The 19,471-nt window shown below is 37.3% G+C and carries 15 protein-coding genes; 6 read left to right on the top strand and 9 right to left on the bottom strand.

Going from position 1 to position 19,471, the window contains the following annotated elements; translation table 11 throughout:
* The first annotated feature begins 230 nt into the window (after positions 1 to 230).
* Positions 231 to 1,409: an IS4 family transposase gene (locus LOS73_RS18385; RefSeq protein ID WP_096792381.1), complete on the top strand. Its 1,179-nt coding sequence runs from the start codon at positions 231 to 233 to the stop codon at positions 1,407 to 1,409.
* Positions 1,410 to 1,856: 447 nt separating this feature from the next.
* Here the strand turns inward: LOS73_RS18385 and LOS73_RS18380 are convergent, their stop codons facing one another.
* On the bottom strand, positions 1,857 to 2,138 hold the full coding sequence (locus LOS73_RS18380; RefSeq protein ID WP_007376961.1) for a peptidylprolyl isomerase: 282 nt from the start codon (positions 2,136 to 2,138) through the stop codon (positions 1,857 to 1,859).
* A gap of 86 nt (positions 2,139 to 2,224) precedes the next feature.
* A complete protein-coding gene (locus LOS73_RS18375) occupies positions 2,225 to 2,797 on the bottom strand; it encodes a glutathione peroxidase (RefSeq protein WP_033029923.1) in 573 nt (190 codons plus the stop codon).
* Between the two features lie 83 nt (positions 2,798 to 2,880).
* On the opposite strand from LOS73_RS18375, the gene LOS73_RS18370 reads away from it, so the two are divergent.
* The 3 genes from LOS73_RS18370 to LOS73_RS18360 all read left to right on the top strand — a co-directional run bounded on the left by LOS73_RS18370 (position 2,881) and on the right by LOS73_RS18360 (position 6,652).
* Complete coding sequence (locus LOS73_RS18370) at positions 2,881 to 3,369, top strand: GNAT family N-acetyltransferase (RefSeq protein ID WP_033015403.1); 489 nt, start codon at positions 2,881 to 2,883, stop codon at positions 3,367 to 3,369.
* Between the two features lie 119 nt (positions 3,370 to 3,488).
* Positions 3,489 to 5,468, top strand: coding sequence for an ATP-binding protein (locus LOS73_RS18365; RefSeq protein WP_033029924.1), 1,980 nt, complete (start codon positions 3,489 to 3,491; stop codon positions 5,466 to 5,468).
* 56 nt (positions 5,469 to 5,524) lie between these two features.
* Complete coding sequence (locus LOS73_RS18360) at positions 5,525 to 6,652, top strand: response regulator (RefSeq protein WP_007376957.1); 1,128 nt, start codon at positions 5,525 to 5,527, stop codon at positions 6,650 to 6,652.
* Positions 6,653 to 6,895: 243 nt separating this feature from the next.
* Here LOS73_RS18360 and queG read toward each other — a convergent pair whose 3' ends face one another.
* The 4 genes from queG to LOS73_RS18340 form a co-directional block, all read right to left on the bottom strand.
* Entirely contained in the window at positions 6,896 to 8,029 is a 1,134-nt protein-coding gene (queG, locus tag LOS73_RS18355) for a tRNA epoxyqueuosine(34) reductase QueG (RefSeq protein WP_033029925.1), read from the bottom strand.
* Between the two features lie 239 nt (positions 8,030 to 8,268).
* Positions 8,269 to 9,486, bottom strand: coding sequence for a methyl-accepting chemotaxis protein (locus tag LOS73_RS18350; protein WP_007376955.1), 1,218 nt, complete (start codon positions 9,484 to 9,486; stop codon positions 8,269 to 8,271).
* A gap of 60 nt (positions 9,487 to 9,546) precedes the next feature.
* The gene (locus LOS73_RS18345; RefSeq protein WP_457934094.1) at positions 9,547 to 10,251 is read right to left on the bottom strand and encodes a glycerophosphodiester phosphodiesterase; all 705 of its coding nucleotides are present in this window, start codon (positions 10,249 to 10,251) and stop codon (positions 9,547 to 9,549) included.
* Positions 10,248 to 11,114, bottom strand: a complete 867-nt coding sequence (locus tag LOS73_RS18340; RefSeq protein ID WP_008135050.1) for a DMT family transporter — start codon at positions 11,112 to 11,114, stop codon at positions 10,248 to 10,250. Before LOS73_RS18340 ends, LOS73_RS18345 begins: the two co-directional genes overlap by 4 nt.
* 326 nt (positions 11,115 to 11,440) lie before the next feature.
* Between LOS73_RS18340 and LOS73_RS18335 the strand changes: the two genes are divergently transcribed.
* Together LOS73_RS18335 and LOS73_RS18330 are read left to right on the top strand one after the other, a co-directional pair.
* The gene (locus LOS73_RS18335) at positions 11,441 to 12,529 is read left to right on the top strand and encodes a sensor histidine kinase (protein ID WP_033029928.1); all 1,089 of its coding nucleotides are present in this window, start codon (positions 11,441 to 11,443) and stop codon (positions 12,527 to 12,529) included.
* Between the two features lie 33 nt (positions 12,530 to 12,562).
* Positions 12,563 to 13,177 carry a response regulator transcription factor gene (locus LOS73_RS18330; protein ID WP_008135054.1) on the top strand — a complete coding sequence of 205 codons (615 nt, stop codon included), beginning with the start codon at positions 12,563 to 12,565 and terminating at the stop codon, positions 13,175 to 13,177.
* A 142-nt stretch (positions 13,178 to 13,319) separates the two neighbouring features.
* Here the strand turns inward: LOS73_RS18330 and LOS73_RS18325 are convergent, their stop codons facing one another.
* From LOS73_RS18325 to dps, 3 genes are all read right to left on the bottom strand, one after another.
* Positions 13,320 to 15,038 (bottom strand): SulP family inorganic anion transporter, encoded by a 1,719-nt coding sequence (locus LOS73_RS18325; protein WP_033029930.1) that lies wholly within the window; start codon positions 15,036 to 15,038, stop codon positions 13,320 to 13,322.
* A gap of 288 nt (positions 15,039 to 15,326) precedes the next feature.
* Positions 15,327 to 18,266 (bottom strand): TonB-dependent receptor, encoded by a 2,940-nt coding sequence (locus tag LOS73_RS18320; RefSeq protein ID WP_033029932.1) that lies wholly within the window; start codon positions 18,264 to 18,266, stop codon positions 15,327 to 15,329.
* Positions 18,267 to 18,871: 605 nt separating this feature from the next.
* Entirely contained in the window at positions 18,872 to 19,396 is a 525-nt protein-coding gene (gene dps / locus LOS73_RS18315) for a DNA starvation/stationary phase protection protein Dps (RefSeq protein ID WP_007376944.1), read from the bottom strand.
* Positions 19,397 to 19,471: the final 75 nt, after the last annotated feature.

The raw sequence follows: 19,471 nt of genomic DNA, 5'->3' as shown, positions 1-19,471 counted from the left end.
TACCCTAGTCAGTTATTTTTAACGCTAACTGCGTTGAACTTACTTGTAATTGGCCCACTATTGGCGCGTAAACTTGCCTTGTTTTCACTGAAAACCTCTGGCTAGGACCTGTTTATCTTTCGAGGTTAAACATGTGCTGCCCGTAGGGCTGACGAATCCCCAAAACGTGACAGGCACAGCAATTTATGATCTTATGTAAATCACCACAACCCACATAAGTCACAACTGCTATGCCTGACACATCAGTTTGCCATAAGTACTTTAAACATGCATTAGCGCCATTCAATAATGCCAGAGTAAAAACATTACTAAGCTGCAGTAATGCATTAATTTCGGGCAATAAACTTACCTTAACTGAAATCGGCAGAAATTTGTCTGGCGCTGTGGATGTAAAACATAAAATAAAACGCGTTGATCGCTTCTTAAAAAATACTCACCTCTACAATGAAAGGGTCGCTATCTATAAAGCATTAGCTCATCCTATTATCGACTCTTTACCAATGCTTGCAATTGCCGTTGACTGGAGCGGTGCCTGTGGTCACGACTATCACTTACTGCGAGCAAGCTTACTTGTGGATGGGCGCTCTATCGTGATTTATAACATGATTGTTGAGCAGAAGAATTTTGATAGCCCAGCAACCAACAGCCTGTTTTTAGATGAACTTTATGAAGTACTTGGACGACATCCTAGTGTCTATATTGTAACAGACGGCGGCTTTCTTACGCCTTGGTATAGTAAAGTACGCGAACTTGGTTGGCATATGATAGGTCGATTAAGAGGCTCAATGAAGTGTAAACTAGCCATGCAATCACAATGGCATACATTAAAACAACTTAGGGCTGGTGCCAGCGATATACCAAAGGCGTTAGGTCAAGCAAGACTAACTCAGTCCAGCCCGACAGCATGCGATGCATTTTTACACGTATATCATGGAAAAAATAAAGGAAGAAAAGGAAAAAGCAGATTTACGAAAGATACAAAAATGTATCAAAACTTAGCGAAAGAGCCATGGTTACTCGCGACATCAGACAATACAATGACGAGTAAGCGAGTAGTTGGTTTATATAGTAAAAGAATGCAAATAGAGCAAAATTTCCGCGATGACAAAAGTTTGAGATATGGTTTTTCGTGGCGTTTTAGTAAAAGCACCGGCATAAATAGAATAGGAATATTATGCTTGATAGCCACAATAGCGAGCACTGCGTTATGGTTTATAGGGTGTGAAGCAGAAAAAAGAAAGTGGCATATAAAATTTCAAGCAAATAGTGTTAAGAATCGCCGAGTTCTTTCATTTTTAACCTTAGCCAAGCAAGTCATAAAGCTATGTAAGAGACGTATTACACAAAGCTATATAGAAAAAAGTTTAAAAAACTTTATTTTTAATTATCAAAAAGAGGCCGCTGGATAAAGTGGGGATCCCTCAGCCCGTAGGGTTCTGTCTAGGGCTATTTATTCTTTGTTGCTCGGTTTTTACTTAGCCCATTAGGTTATAAACCTTACGCCGCGATTAAATAGCTCCTAGAGAACAATAAATTTAAATACCATTATGGTTCAATATATTAGTAAAAATTCTTGCTTAGTTCTAGCGCAGTTTCCTTATCGTTAAATAGACACCATATATAATACCAATTCGCTTAATTAAATAATCTATTTTGAAGTAAGAAAATCGTGTCGATAACAAGGAAAAATTTCGTTATTTGTTCTATATCAGAAGTTTTTAACGTAGCTAGCGTCAGATTTGATATCTCAGATTGATTAAGTATTATTGCGGATTGGTATAAGAAAGTTGGTATTAATTGCTCATTAAAAAAGCCGCAAAAGCGGCTTTTAGAAGTTTTACTTACAATACAAAAATTTATTCTGAACGGCTAGTAACTTCAAGTAAATGATAACCAAATTGTGTTTGTACTGGGCCTTGTACTTGGTTAATAGGCGCAGAAAACACCACTTTATCAAATTCTGGTACCATCATGCCCGGTCCAAACTCGCCAAGGGCGCCGCCATCTTGACCTGAAGGACAGTTAGAGTGGTTTTTTGCTAATTCAGCAAAATCTTCACCTTGTTCAATTTTTGTTTTTAAGTCTAAGCATTGTGCTTCGCTATCTACTAATATGTGTCGTGCGCTTGCCACTGTCATAAAATCTCCCGCTTATTTATGTGGTGTTTTTTTAACCTAATGAAATGTCATTCTAGTTAGTTTCAACTAATTGTACCAGTATAAACTTAATTATTAGAAAGTGTATTTTCAATTGCCGTAATCATCTTTTCTGAGTTAGGTGACACTTTGCTGTTAAATCGTAAAATTGTTTTGCGATCTGCAGATACTAGGTATTTATAAAAATTCCAATTAGGGGAACTAGTTTGCTCATTTAGGTGTTTAAAAATAGGATTGGCATCACTGCCTCGTACTTCACTGGTAGCAAACATAGGAAAAGTAACCCCATAATTAATAAAGCAGACTTTAGCTGTCGCTTTTTCATCATTTTCTTCTTGAAAGAAATCGTCAGAAGGAAACCCTAAGACAACTAACCCCTGATTTTTATATTGTTTATAAAGTGCTTCTAAACCTTTAAATTGAGGTGTGAAACCGCAGTTACTGGCTGTATTAACGATCAATAAAGGCTTATTTTTAAACTGACATAAGTTGATTGACTCTTCAGAACGTAACTTACGTATATTGACGTTAGTAAAATCTTGGCATGTTGTGGCCACGTGCTTATCAATTGATTCTGTTTGAGCATGAAGTGGTGTATTTATTAATAAAACCCCTAACCCGAGTAATATTTTTTTTAGCATAGCTAACGACCTAAACTTTACGATTGTTTGAGTGGATGATCATACGCTAATATGGAGAAAATTGATCAACCATGCAATCTATTATGACAACCCGTTTAGCAACTATAAATGATCTTAGCGAAATCGTAGCAATTTACAACGAGACTATTGCTGGTCGAATGGTGACTGCTGACACTGAAGAAGTGACCGTTGAAGAAAAGCGTGAGTGGTTTAATAGCCATACACAAAAAAGACCTATTTATGTTTACTGTGAGAATAACAAAATACTCGCATGGCTTAGTTATAAATCATTTTATGGTCGCCCAGCTTACGATGGTACTGTTGAAATGAGCATATATATTACCGCAAAAGCACAAGGTAAAGGGCTTGGCAAAAAATTGATGGAATTTGCACAAATCCAAGCTAAACAACTAAATATACGCGTATTGCTAGGATTTATTTTTAGCCACAACTTACCAAGTGTAAATCTATTTAAACATTTTGGCTTCGATGTTTGGGGAGAGTTACCCAATGTCGCTATGATGGATAGTAAGCTTTATAGCCTTACTATTTTCGGAAAACATGTAGAATAAAGTTCGTATCTCTTTTAGGTAAAAATTCTTATGAAATAACGCTAAGAACCTATGCTAACTAAACAATAATAGGCTACGCTATTAATATATTAAGTTAATTATTTTTAAAGTGTAGCTTGATGATTCGGAAAATATTAGTAGTAGACAGCAGCACTATTATCGCAATGCGAGTAAAAGTACTTTTAGAGTTAATTGGATGTGAGGTTGAATTAATTCATTTTTCTATGCTCGATATGCATATAAATGCTGATGCGTATGATTTAATTATAGTGGCGCATGGAGTACCTGTTATTTCTATTGAACCGTTGATTGCTAAGGTCTCACAATCACGGTTTATGTTGCTTGCTCCAAAAGCTGAAAATGGTGAACAACTAAACGCATTTAGTGAGCTTAATCATGCTGTTGCTAATGCAACTGTAGTTTACCCATTTTTTTCTAATAAGGAGATAACTTCTCTACTTGAGAGTTTATTAGAGCTTGGCTCTAACCATATTCTTCAATTACCCACTATTTTACTGGTTGATCATATACCTGAGCGTCTTGAAAAAATGAAAAGCAGCTTAGTAGGCGCTCATATAAACACCCACACCGCGACAAATTTAGATGAAGTATTGGCAATATCCGTTGATACTAAAATTGATATATTAATTAGTGATTTTAGTTTTGGTGATGTAACTGGGTTAGGTATATTTTCTAGCCTAAAATTAAAGCAGCCACATTGTAGGTGTTTACTTTTTACGTCACGCCCTGATCAAGTGTCCATGATTGAGGCTATTCGTGAGGGAGTTGAAGATGTACTCATTAAACCCCTTAACGATAGTATTCTTTTGCAGTCGGTCCATAAGCTATGGCAAACCGAATTATTGAAACGACATAATGCAGAGTTAGTAGAAAGGCTTCAAGACACCGTAGATGCGCTTATTGAAAAGGATAGCTTATTACAAGTTATTTATAAGCATACACCCGATGCAATTATGTTATTTGAGCGCGGTGGTAAAGTTATCGAAGCGAATGATGCTTGCTTAAAACTATTTGATTTACCGTTTAATGAATTAGAAAGTAAGTCTCTTTTTGATTTTTTAGATGTTGATTCAAGCGCAGGAATTAAAGATAAAATTTTGACTTTAAATAGTAATCGACAGTTTAGTTGCGATTTACGTTTAACAAAAACACTAGGGGGTTATATACCTCTTGTGGGATCTTTTAATGAAATAGATCATCATGGTGAAATTGCGCTGGCAGTTATTTTTAAAAATGTAACGCACTTAAAACAAAAAGAAGAGTTGCTACTTGAAGCAAAAGATATTTTAGAAGAACAAGTTAGAGCGCGTACCTCACAGTTAGAGCACGCTAAAAATGTGGCTGAAGCCGCCAATTTGAGTAAATCAGAATTTTTAGCAAACATGTCTCACGAACTTCGCACACCAATGCATTCAATTTTAAGCTTTTCTCGTTTTGGCTTAAATAAATTAGAGGTTGGTGATTTTGCGGAAGAAAAATTATTTAAGTACTTGTCTCGAATTGAATCCAGTGGAGAACGGTTACTTTCATTACTTAATAATTTACTGGATCTATCCAAGCTTGATGTGGGTAAATTTCCTTTCAATCCTAGAACACATAATTTAGCTAATATCATTAGAACGAGTATTGATGATGTCGCTGGAACTGCAATGGAAAAAGAGATTGAAATCATTTTTTCAGTGCAGTCTAACCCGGTAGTCGCTCTGTGTGATGAGGAACAAATTAATCAATTAATGTGTAATTTATTAGGTAACGCATTAAAGTTTAGTGAGCCAAAAAGTAAAATTAAAGTGGAATTGGCATCTGAGAACGAGTTTGCAGTAATAGCCGTTATCGATAATGGTATTGGTATACCTGAGGATGAACTTGAAGACATTTTCACTAAATTTGTACAAAGCAGTAAAACCAATAGCGGAGCTGGTGGAACAGGGTTAGGCCTTGCATTATGTAGGGAGTTTGTTTCTTTGCATCAAGGTAATATTACAGCCTTAAATAACACTAATGGCGGCGCTACTATTTGTATACAAATACCACTTAAAATAAACCTAGACGAACACTTAGCACTGCAAAGCAGTTAATTTTTTAAACAAGTGTTTGAAGTAGCATATTTAGAATTTAAATGGATGATGAAACGATGGCTTTAACAAAAATACTCGCAGTGGATGACGAACCCTTTAATCTTGAAATTATAGAAGAGATTCTGGAGGACCTCGATTTTGAATTAAAGGTAGCCGTTAGCGGTCCAGAGTGCTTGAGTATGGTAGAAGACTATATGCCTCAGGTTATATTGCTGGATGTGAGTATGCCACAAATGAATGGTTACGAAGTCTGTAAGAGCCTTAAATCCAACCCAAATACCGCGCATATAATTGTGATGTTTGTATCAGCAAGGGGGACGGTTGAGGAACGTATGGAAGGTTACTCTGTTGGTGCAGAAGATTATATTGTTAAACCGTTTGGGCATGACGAACTCAAGTCTAAATTAAATAATTTGAATCAAGTGTTGGTAGAGAAAGAGAGTCTTGAAAAACAAGTTGAAGATGCAACTTCTACAGCATTTAATGCGATGGCTAACAGTAGTGAAATGGGGCAAATAGTTAATTATGTTGAAAATATTGGTTTTATAAATGATCCCCAAAGCTTAGGAAAAGCGCTCATAGATTGTCTACAGTCTTTTAATTTGCAAAGTAACGTAGAGTTTCGATATGCGAATGTTATAGAGCATTTTGCGTTACATGGGGTTTGTTCACCGATTGTTATTGAACTATTTGAAATGCTTAAAAGTAAAGGTCGGTTGCACGAATTTTCACATCGAATTTTGGTTAACTACGAATACATAAGCTTACTGGTTTTAAATATGCCGGATCATGATCCAGATAAGCATGGACGAATTCGTGACCACGTATGTTTTATTGTCAGTGTTACAGAGCAGCAATTACGAGCAATAATGACCAAAAGAATACTTGTATCCCAACAAGAACGACTAAATACGGTCGCAAATTCCGTACATAGTAAATTTCATAGTTTAATTGGCTTACTTAACGATAATCGTAAAAATAACGAAAGAGTTTTTAAGCAACTACAAGAAGATCTTGAAGTGCGAATACCAACAATGGGATTAGATGAGGACCAAGAGGTTTTTATTTACAAAAAAGTAGATGAAACAATTCAAAATTCAATTTCAAGAGAGGAGTCAGTTCAAGAAGTTAAAGCCTCTTTTGCTGAGATTGAACAAGACCTGTCATTACTTTTAAAGAGCTAAGTAACTTGATAACTGGATAATAAATCTATCTTAAGCAGTTCTTTCAGCACTGACTGCGTTGAATTTTCTTGCAATAGGCCCGCGATTGACATGCAAGTTCGCCTGTTTTACTGGAAGTCTCTGGCTAGAGGGAATAAGTTTAAATATAGTTATTATTCAAAATGTTAGTGAATCTCTTAACCAGAGTTCAGGTTAAATATACTTAACTAAATAATGTTACTTTAAAGGCTTACACCAACTGCATTATGCATCTCTGGGTAAGCCTTTTTCTACAATTCTGATTAACCTAGCTGTTTTACGAAGCGCTACTCGTTGTTTATCATTTTGTTGGGAAAGTGCCCATTCAATATGCTCTAAAACAAGTTCACTGCATATTTGGCTTTTGTCTTCTAAGGCATAAATAATAGCGGGGCTAAATTGTGCATTACCTAACCCTATTGCTAAGTTACGTAACCAACGTTCGTGACCAATACGGCGAATAGGACTGCCTTCGGTATTTTTTAAAAAAGTAGCTTCATCCCAAGCAAACAACTCAAGTAAATCTTTGTCTTTTAATTGAGTGCGCGGGTGAAAATCGTTTTCGTCAGTAATTTGGCCATAACGATTCCAAGGGCATACTAACTGACAATCATCGCAGCCATAAATTCTATTACCCAATAAAGTCCTATATTGCTCAGGAATGGGCCCTTGGTGCTCTATTGTTAAGTACGATATGCATTTACGTGCGTCAACGACATAAGGCTCTACAATTGCGCCTGTTGGGCAAAGAGTGATGCAGGCAACGCATTTACCGCAGCCTTCAAAGGTGTTTTCGGCGTCTATTGGCAGTGGTAAATCAATAAATAGCTCGCCTAAAAAAAACCACGATCCTGCTTCTTGATTAATTAATAAAGAATGCTTACCACGCCAACCTAAACCCGCTTTCTCGGCGAGTTGACGTTCAAGTACTGGGGCTGAATCTACAAAGGGTCTAAAGCCATATTCACCAATTTCTTGTTCTATTTTTTGGCCGAGTTTTTTTAATCGATTACGCATTAATTTATGATAATCACGGCCCAGTGCGTATCGGCTTATATATGCTTTTTCTTTATTTTTTAAAGTTTTTGCAAAGCCAGCATCGGGTGGGAGGTAATTCATTTTTACTGATATTACACGCTGTGTGCCAGGTACTAATTCAGCTGGGCGAGCGCGTTTCATGCCGTGTGAAGCCATGTAGTCCATTGAACCATGAAAGCCAGCATCAAGCCAACGTTGCAGTTGAGCCTCGTGCTTACTTAGGTCAATATCGGTAATACCCACTTCGCTAAAGCCAAGCTCTTGTCCCCAGGTTTTTATTTGCAGGGCTAATTTTTCATAGTCTGGGGTTGGGTTGCTCACACACTTCACACACTTAAATTAATAGCTGCGTAATTTACCATATTTACTAGGGCTTGTTTATCTTTCGGGTTGAATTTAAAGCCGTGAGTTTGGTTTTTAAGTAAGGCAAAGCTATGTTGTATGGTTGTTCCCCATAAATAGTCGATAACGCAGCATAGATGCCTGCCATGCGCTGTCTCTAGGTAGAAAAAATTTTAATCCTAAAAGGCCAACAGGCTCTAATAAGTTAAAACGTTTTGTTAAAGTACAAAACGTTTTAACTGTTGTTGAGTTTGTAAGCTTAGCTGCTGAGAGTTTTCGCTATCGGCCACAGCAGTGTCGATTAATTGCTTAGCTTGCTCACCTAGCTCTACAATTTGCTCAACAGATTGATGAGTTTGAGTTTGTGTTTGCTCAAGCAGATGCACGGCACTGGCTATTTGCTTCAATTGTTGCTGATTTTGCTCAAATTCATTAAGCATCTTGCTAAACCCGTCAGACGTTGCACTAATTGCACTTTGTGCACTATTAGAGTGGGTGATCAGTTGCTCTGACTCTTTATTTGTTTCGTTTACTAGCTCATTCATTTGGGTAATAAAATCACTAATTTGTCTTGTTGCGCCACTTACCTTTATAGAAAGCGTACGGACTTCATCGGCAACTACAGCAAAGCCTCGTCCAGCTTCACCTGCTCGGGCTGCTTCTATTGCAGCGTTGAGTGCTAATAAGTTGGTTTGATCTGAAAACTCTTCAACCATTTTTAAAATACTACGTATATTTTCACTGTTTTCTTTTAAACCTGCGACCGTATTTGAAAAACTACCTAGCATATTAGTGATTAATTTAACTTGTTCGACAAGCGCTGAAAGCTCTTTAGCTGAGAGTTTTACAAAGTTTAGATGTTCATTATTAACGTTATGGACACTGTCGGTATTAATGACTATGTTTTGTAAGCTTTGCGTTATTTGCATACTCGCATTAATTATACTGTGGCTTAAATGTATTTGTTGCTCGCTTGAGTTATCCGTATTTTTCATTGACTCGGTAACGGCTTTATTACTATTGGCACTGGCTTCAGCGCTACTGTAAGTTGTATTTAGTAGTTCGCCTAAGTGAGTGGTGAAAGTATTGTATTGGGTACTTAAATCTCTAAATTCATCATACGAAAAATGCGGAAGTTTTGCGGCTAAATTAGCATCTTGTTGGTTTATTTTTATTAGTGTATCGCGCATCGCGGTAATAGGACGCACGATTAAAAAACGCATATACGAAAGTGTAAAACCAAACCCCATAACAATTACAAGTGTTAAAAGCCAAAATAGCTCTGTACTTTGTTGTTCGCTAAGGCTTTGGTACAACCAAAACAGAGTGATGGCTTGAAATAGGAATACAAAACTTAGATTGCCTACAATTTTACGTGTTAATGTGAAAAAGAAGGTCTGCTCAATGTAATTATAAATTTTCATGTAGCTACTCATTTTACTGAAACCTTTATGGTATTAGTGCTCTTACGTTCTATGTAAGGAGTATAGATGTGTTTAATTATGATCTAACGATAGTAAATATGCTTTAGTTTGTGCCGGGTAGTTGGTAAAAATCCCATCTAAACCATATTCGAGCATTAGTGCTATATCTTGCTCTTTGTCTACCGTGTAGGCATAAATTTTTAGTCCGCGTTGCTTTGCATCATTAGCAAATGCTTTATTAACAAAATTTTTATCTACATGCACACTATAGGCATTTAAATCTTCAGCAAATTTTGCATAGCTTATAGGTATGGAAGACGTTAGTACGCCTATTTTCAACCATGGTAAACGGTTTTTAAGCCACAGTAATTGATGGTGATCAAACGATGACACTAAAACATTGGTACGTGATATTTTTCCCATGCTTATATTGTATTCAAGTTGAGTTGCAAGTTTTTCAAGTTCAAAAGTATGCTTAAGCTCTAGGTTGAGTAATGTTTTATCGTTATTCCAATCTAATAACTGCTGTAAGTTAGGTACATACTCACCATTTCCCGCGTCAAGCTTGGCTATTGTTACAGCGTCAAATTCATTGACCTTACCTGTGCCATTAGTCGTTCTATCAAGCCATGAATCGTGGATTAACATGTAATCATCAATAGCACTTTGTATATCTACTTCAATGCCATCTACACCTATTTTTAGCGCTTCTAAAATAGCACTTTTAGTGTTTTCTGGGAAATGTCCGCTTGCGCCTCTGTGTGCAAATACTTTCATTTACGTGCCTTTTTTGTGATTGACCAAGTTTCAAAGCAGGCGGCACTAACAATTAATGTGCCACCTATTAGTGTCATTGCTGATGGGCGTTCATGTATTATAATAATCGCTAATAGTGTGCCATAGAGAGGTTGAAGGCAAGAAATGAGCCCCGCAGTAGCTGCAGATAAATGTTTTAAACTGGCTGCAAATAGTGAATGAGGCGTAGCTGTAAATATTACCCCTGCAATCAAAATTAATAACAAATCATGGTTACTTACTTCATACACAGGTACTTTTATAAATGCACATAGCATAAGGCTTGCAACCAAGGTTTGATAAAACATAGTTTGTGGGCCACCGTATTGGCTAAAGTAACGTTTGTGAGTGATGTTTCTTATTGAAAAAAAGAATGCTGACACTACGCCTGTTATCACTCCAAGAGTTACGTCGTCACCTAAGCTGGCAGTAGGGACAAGAAGGTAAATACCTAATATAACCACCGCTGCACTAAGTATATCTTTAGCTTTGGGTTTACTCTTATTAAATAAAGGCTCTAAAAATACAGTAATTACTGGATAACTAAAAAATGCGAGCATCCCAATTGTTATACCCGCCATTTGCATACCAGCAAAGTAGGTAACCCAATGTATACCTACCGCCACACCGAGCAATATAGCCATTAAATAATCTTTAGGTTTATTAAGCTTAATAGGTTTTTTTTGCATACTTAGCAAAAACCAAATCGCAATGCCAGCAACTGCGGTTCTATAGACGGTTATATCAAGTGCATTTAAGCCAATGAGCTTTGCAAATAGAGCGGTTCCGCCAAAAAGTAATACGGCAATATGTAAATAAAGCAGGCTTTGCTGTTGGGGTTGCATTGAGTTTCCTTGTTATGCTTTTTTAGCATATTAGCATCGGTTAAAAATTCTTGAGATGATTTTTTTAATACATGACAAATGTCAGTAAAGTTAATGACATTCCACACTCACATTATTTTTGCACACTGGCATAATTACTCTACTTAATTGGAGGTAGTTATGAATTCCTTAATTTTATTTAGTTTGACTCTTAGTGAAGCGCTAGAAACATTAAATTTTACTATTAGTGACGCATATTGCTTTATGCTGATATGTATTTTCGTGTTATTTATATTTAGTAATAAAAACAAAATTATAAATAAAAATAATATACCAGAGGTATTAGCATGAGTTCACTTAGTGTCTTTTCTAAGCAAAGCGATAAAGGTTTTTGGAAATATGGACATCTAATTTTTACTGGCTTTTACTTACTACCGATGATAATCGATTTTGCTCATTTCACGAGTGAGCAAATCGTTATTTCTTTAGCTTTTTATATTGCTTTTATTCTTTTATATGTAAAAGCAATAAATTGTAAAGGTACTGGTGTAACTAAGTTATTTTTAGCAATGCTATTAATTTGCTTCAGTGCTACTTTTTACAGCACTGGCACTCCTACCTTGTTTGGCTTTGCAGCCTATATAGCAGGCTATGCATACAGCAAGCGTCAAAGAGTTTATGCTGCACTAGCGATTATATTCTCGGTTTTATTAAGCGCATATATTGGTGATATAGGAAAGGTTCAGTACTTTTTAGCGATTGCTTTAATTTTATGCGCTGCGTTATTTAGCTACGGCATTGCAGCAAGAAGGGAGCGTCAATATAAAAAGCGTGAACAAGAAAATGCAAACCAACTAGAGCAATTAGCAGCAATTGCAGAGCGAGAGCGAATAGCTCGTGATTTACATGATATTTTAGGCCATTCACTTTCATCAATAGCTCTAAAAGCCGAGCTTGCCAACAAATTACATAACGCTGAGCGGTTTGAACAAGCTGGAAATGAAATTACCCAAGTAGCCGATTTAGCCCGTGCGCTTTTATCAGATGTTCGTCACGCTGTAACCGATTTAAAACAGCAGCAACTGACAGGGCAAGTTGAGCAACTAAAACAGCGCTTAGAGGAGCAAAACATTATCACTAATGTAACGCTTAATTTACCGGTGTTACCTGCAGTAATAGAAAGCGAGCTGTGCTTAATTATTAAAGAAAGCGTGACGAATATTTTACGTCATAGTAAAGCCAATCAATGCGATATTAATCTCACATCAACTAAACAAAGCATAACGCTAAATTTATTTAATAACGGTGATTGTGAAAATATCACTCCTGGCAATGGTTTAACGGGTATTAAACAGCGCGTAGAAAAATTAAATGGCCAAGTGAAATTTGAAATTCAAAATGGATTTAAACTGACAGCACACATTCCTTTGCCATAAGCAAAGTTAAAAATACCAAGTAAAGGAAAAAATATGATCAAAGTATTTTTAGTAGAAGACCAAGGGTTAGTTCGCGATGCTATATCGGCATTACTAAGTCTCGACTTTAATATAGAAGTAATAGGCCAGGCGTGCGACGGACAAGCTGCACTTGATCATCTATCTAGTTTATCAAACGTATTACTACCAGATATTGTACTTAGCGATATTGAAATGCCAAATATAAATGGCATTGAACTAAGTGAACAAATAGCTGCAAAACACCCATCAATTAAAGTAGTAATAATGACTACGTTTTCCCGCGCAGGTTATATCAGACGTTCACTTTCGGCGGGTGTTAAAGGCTTTATTTTAAAAGAAGCACCAAGTGAAGAATTAATAAATGCCCTTAAAAAAGTAATGCAAGGTCAAAAAGTGATAGACCCAGAACTTGCTATTAATGCATTGGATGACTCAGATCCACTTACAGATAAAGAGCGCAAAGCACTTAAACTTGCAAGTGACGGTCTTAAAACGAGTGAAATAGCCAAGCAGTTGTTTATAAGCGAGGGAACTACACGTAATTATCTCTCGGATGCTATAGCTAAATTAAATGCCACAAACCGAATAGATGCAGCACGTATAGCGAAACAAAAAGGATGGCTATAAAATAGGGCTGAACATAGCCCTATATTTTAAAGCAAAAAAACAGATTAACTATAATAGTTATGTATTTCCCTTATGCCCTTCATTTTATATGTCTAGGAGCGGTTGGTGACAGTATTTTTTCCTAGTAAATTTATGTAGTACGTTAGTTTTGAGCTGATTCGAATAAACTAACTTCTAAACAGTGCTGGCTTACGCTGTTCCTTTTTAAGGCGATATATAAGTCGGAGTGGATGTATATACCTTCTTTACCTGATGTCATTCCTGCAATTTCAAACCATGAAAGCAGTTGGCGTTTTCTACCTGCTAATTCAAGCCTTATATCACGCTTTTTAAATATAATGTCTAAGTCGGCAAGCATGGCCATTACACTTAAATCTAAGTGAGTAAAGCAGGGTACAGCATCAATTATTACGCACTGAGTGTCGTCTTTTTGTCTTGCGTATTGCTCTAGTAATCTGCGTTTAAAGTAGCTGGCATTAAAGTAAGTTAGAGGGGAATTAAAACGATAAATAAACACACCTTGGACTGCTTTTGCTTTATCTGTTGCATCTAAACTTCTTACAACTCCGTTTATATCTACGCCTAGTATATTGTCAGTTGGACGCATTACTGTGCGGATAAACTGAAATAGTCCCAGTAATACAGCAAGCGTGATGCCAGGGATAACACCAATAAATAACACCGCAAGTAAGGTGGCCGAGGCTAGATAAAATGCCTGTTTATCTTTTCGCTTTAATTGCCAAACCGCTTTTAAATCGAGTAAATGAACTGAGGCAATTATAAGCACAACACCTAGCGCTGCACTTGGAATAAATTCAAGTGGAGCTGTTAAAAATACAGCTATGAGCGTAATAATGGCAGCGGCTATTATAGACACTAACTGCGTTTTACCACCCGTTGCATCGTTAACAGCGGTGCATGAGTCGGCGCCACTGACGGCAAAACCTTGCGAAAGAGCTGACGCTATATTGGCAATACCTAGCGCTCTAAATTCTTTATCGGCGTCTATGTCGTAGCCGTTTTTAGCTGCAAAGCTACGAGCAGTTAGCATCATACTTACAAAGCTCACAATGGCTAAGTTAAGTGCGGGTACCACCAGCTCACGAATAACCCCTAAATCAAAAACAGGGGTATTAAAAACAGGAAGCCCGCCAGTTACGGTGCCAATAGTTTTTATATCAAATTGTTTTAAATCAAAAATCCATACCAAAAGCGCACCGAATGTAATGGCGAACATAGACGAAGGCCAAGTGGGCTTTATCCGCTTCATGGCAAAATAAACAGCAAGTGTAAACAAGGCCATTAATAAGGTGGGAACATGTGTTTGCGCTAGGTATGTGGGTACGCCACCTAGGCGTTCAAGTAAGTCGCGCTCGTCAAAGGTAAAACCGAATACTTTGGAAAATTGACCAACAATAATAGTGATGGCTACGCCGTTTAGTAAGCCCATTAAAATAGGCTTAGATAAAAAGTCAGCTAATACACCTAACTTAAATTTACTGGCTATAAAGCACCAAAAGCCGGTCATAGCGGTCATGGTGACAACAAGTTGCCAATGCTTAAAGCTGTCACCTGCAGCAATAGGTGTTACTACAGCTGCAATAACGGCGCAGGTTGCGGCATCAGGGCCAACTATTAGTTGTTTAGAAGTGCCGAAAAGTGCATATAGCATCATTGGCAGTATGCAAGAATATAACCCTACGGCGGCGTTAACACCGGTTAGTTGTGCGTAAGCAATGGCAACAGGTAAAGCCACTGCAGCTACCGATAGCGCCGCCCTTACATCATCAGCAAACCATTGTCGCTCATAGTGCAGCAATGTATTTAAACCGGGCATAAAATTATATAAACGCGACAGCACTTCAGTTTTCCTGTTAATAGTTACAACGTTTTGATAGTAAATTTAATATTCAAATAAGTATAGCGGGCACGGGGTTATTTTAATAAATGGGGATGATTTAAATTAATAATGATTTTAAATTACTTTAAAGCACGAGCTGATAATTAATGTGGGATTGTTATGCTGAAAAACAGTTAAATTACAGATATAAAAAATGACGCTTGCGTTGTGATAACACGCGCGCCATTTTATAGTTTTAAAAAGTGCCTGCTCATAAAAATAAGGAGCAGGCTAAACTTTAGGGAGATATTAAAATTTTGCGCGAATACCAAAGCTGTAACGACGATCCGCTTCAGTGTACTTCCAAGCACCACCTAGTTCAGATAGATAGATCGAAGGTTCACCTGTTAAGTTGGTTGCATTACCAACAAGCGTAATGTTTTCGTTAATGTCCCAACTTGCAGAGAAGTCTAACTGACCTCTATCGTCACGGTAGTTATTACCATAAACAGTGCCATCTTCAGAAATGCTGCCATTGGAGTTAATATTTTCTACACGTTTTTCGTTTTCAGTATCCAAGAAACTGTCACGATAGTTATAAGCGATACGAGTAGAGAACCCTTCGTACTCCCAAAATACTTGTAGGTTGTAAGTGTTTTTAGAGATATCTAATAACGGATTGCCATTTGGTTGCTCACTATCTGCATATGTGTAGTTTGCATTGATGCCTAAGCCAGAAAATGCACCTGGTAGGCTTGTAAAGAACTGCTGGTAGCCCACTTCAAAACCTTGAACTGAACCGTTTTCACCATTTACATTTTTAACAGTATCGATACCCGTTAGTCCTGCGTCGCGTAAGCCTGCAACATGGTTAAAGCCGTCAGCATCTACTGGAAAGTCAGTTGCATCAGAGTAAACTAAATTGTCTTGAGATACACCCGCTGCATCAAGTTGACATACTTGGTTCCACTGAGTCACGTTTTGACCTGCAGTAGTGCTTGATGAAGCGACACAACTACTTTCGTTGCTTAAGAAAGATTCAACATCTTTATAAAATACTGCGAAAGAAATTACGTTACCTTCATCAAAGTAATGCTCTACAGATAAGTCGTATTGTGTTGCACGGTATGGTTCTAAATCAATAGAGCCTTGCGTTGCCCCCGTAATGTCGTTGTTAACGTCAAACGCAGGGCTTAGCTCGCTAAAGTCAGCGCGGCGCATAACTTTTGCTGCAGCAAAACGAAATAGTGTTTCATCTGAGTAGTTATAAGTAACGTTTAAGCTTGGTAAAAAGTCGCTGTAGTCATTGTCGCCAGTTACTTTTTCGCCATTAAGAAATACGCTTGATTCTAAATCTGTAGTTACATAACGACCACCTACAATAGCGGTGATATCATCAAAATCTAAATATGCAGATACATACACTGCGGCTGTATCTTCAACCACATTGCGGTATGCGCTATCTTGAAACTTTTGGTTGTCTGAAAGGCTGCCCGTTGAAGCTAGGTTAGTGCCTACAAGCAATTGTTGAAGTTGAGCATAAGTATTTGCTGGATTGGATAAACCGTTATAGCTTAAAAAAGTTAGTAGGTCATTTTGCCCCGAGTGTCCTAGTTGGTCAAAAGAGTTGTCGTGGCTAACGGTAGTAAAGCTATCAGGAAATGCAGCATTGAAATCATCAACCCATAAAGTAGCTAATGAACCATCTGAGTCATTAAATGCATTTTTATAAATGTCTTTAATTTCTACTTTGTATTGTTCGTATTCGTAATCACGGTTAGTAACACGTACACCTGCTTTTACTTTAGATACCCAACTTAAGCTGCTGAGAGGTTCGAACATTTCAATATCAAAACGAACCGCTGTTTCATCATTGTTTGTTCTTTTATCTTCACTTTTAAAAGTACGTAATGCTAAGTTTTGTGGGTCGGTAAATGCATTTGGATCTGAATGAATGATGCTTGGTAATTTATTACCGTTTTGCGAAAATGCACCATCATATAAATGATTTACTAAATCAACCCCACCGCTAGCTTCAAAGGTCGACTTTTCGATTGGACGAAGTGTAAATTCAGAATCAGGTCTTACGCTTTCTGATGATGCTACCGCAATTTCACCAGAGATTTTTATGCTGTCAGTAAGGTTCCACTCTGCACCAAGTGCATTTGAAAACGAGTCGGTTTCACGAAAGTCACTGTATGTTTTTGGGATACCAAATTCGTTTGTTAGCGTGTAGTTGTTTACGCCGTTAGCACCTTGAGTTGTGTTTGCATCTGTTGATAATGAGCCAACGACACCTAAAATAGAATTACCAGCTTGCTCGCCAGAGCGCTTAGTACCGCTTAAATCAAGGTACACCATGCCGTTACCAGATGTTGGTGCCCACTGAAGAGATAAATTTACAGCAGTACGTTCACGTTTTTCTACGTATTGTTCAACACTGTGCTCATCTCTAACAATGGCATTACCACTAGGTGTATTACCTTCTTGACCGTTAATTTCGATATCTTGAGGTTTAACTCGGCTAGATGTTTCATCTTGACGAATTTCACGATCTTGATATGAAAACATAGCAATGGCACCAAAAGTACCCATTTCGTCAAAGTCCCAATTGTTACCAATTGAGCCGCTAAAAATAGGTGCAATATTCTCTGTTTTATCAGCGTATTCGCCATCAAGAGAGATTGCGCCGGTTAGCTTATCCAGCTCTAGTGGGCGAACTGTCTTTAAACTCACTGTTCCGCCTAATGCACCTTCAATCATATCGGCAGTAGGCGATTTAACTACTTCTACTGTTTTTAAGAAGCTTGATGGGTAATCTTGCAAGCTAATACCGTCACGAGAGTCACCAATCGTAGAGCGGCCATTTAATTCAACACGGTTTTGAGGTAAGCCACGAATAGAAACACTGTCACCCACACCAAAGTCGGTATTAATAGATACGCCAGTAATACGTTGCAGTGCTTCTGCAATGTTATTGTCTGGTAATTTACCTATATCTTCAGCAACAATAGCATCAACAATACGCCCATCAGTACGTTTAAGCATTGCCGCAGCTTTCATGCTACCTAGCATGCCTTTTACTTCAATAACTTCAATATCATCAGATGCGGTTTCTGAAGCAGTTGGAGCCTCTTGCGCTGCAATATTAGAAGAAGCCATTAATAAAAGGGCTGCTGCACTGATTGCTGTAGAGCTACTTCTTTTATGTTTATTAGTTAATGTTGAAGTAATTTGATTGAGTTTCATGTATCTCTCCCGTTTGGGTACGACTTAACGTCATTGTGTGTGTTGTTACTTGGTTTGGTTAACCAATTTAACTGCTTTTTCCTGTAGTGTGTCATACAGGTGGTATGGTTGAAATTAGTCCAATTCAGCTTTTATTACAACCTTTGTTTACCAAAAATTCACAAAATGTATTACAAAGTGTTCATTTGTTTTTTTATATTTAATAAATTTAATGGCTTATGATTTGCTTTTGTTTTTTATATTTTGAGTGAATTTTATTAAAGTATCTTTACCAGAGGCGTTTTTTATATTTTTTGTACTATTTAATACATTTGTTAGTACTATTTTTAAATTTTATGCCGTACTTTTATACGTGTTTAGCTTACTTTTTAAGTGATATTGAATTGGAAGAGCGACCACTAAAAGTTCTAAATGATTTATAAATTTGCGAAATAGTGGAGAGGTTAAAATAATTAAAAATTATTTTGGTAATACCAATTTTCTATTGTTTTTATATTGATTTTGTACTAGCTGGGGTGGGGGCGATACACTAGGTAGTGATAAATAGATTTTTACGCAAAAAAAAGCCCAGCATATAAATGCTGGGCTTTCTTAGCTTAAATATATTAGCTTTTTAGTTCGCCTGTAGATGATTCTAAGTGGGCTCGAATAAACCACTGAAATTGTTCTAGATCAGCCAGTTGGCTGGTGATCATATCTTCAGACACAGGATCTAATTCAGAAAGAGTCTCAATTGCTTTGCGGTGATCGGCATTAACGCCGTTATATACTTTATCAAGTGCAGCTAAATGCTCGGTCACTAGCCCTTTACCAATTGAGTATTCGCTCCATGTTCGGCGATCTACAATTGATTTTGGAGTGCCCACTGGTACTCCACCAAGAGTCGCAATTCGCTCAGCGATGGTGTCTGTCATTTCGCGCACAATGTCTACCTGTGGGTCTATCATTTCGTGTACGCCAATAAAGTTAGGTCCGACTACATTCCAATGAATATGTTTTAAAGTTAGTTGTAAGTCTATCAATGCAACCATGCGGTTATCGAGGGTAGCTATTGTTTTTTGAGCTGATTCGTCACTCATACCTGGCGCGGTAAATTTAGTTGTTTTGTTTGATTCGTTATTGTTACTCATAATTTCTCCTACTTAACTAATGTGTTGCTCATATATATGTTGCGTGATGAGCGTGACTTAAGCTTAATAAAGCAA

This window comes from Pseudoalteromonas sp. SCSIO 43210 (assembly GCF_054133285.1).
The sequence above is the reverse complement of the archived record's forward strand: the minus strand, read 5'-3'. Positions and strand labels throughout refer to the sequence as shown.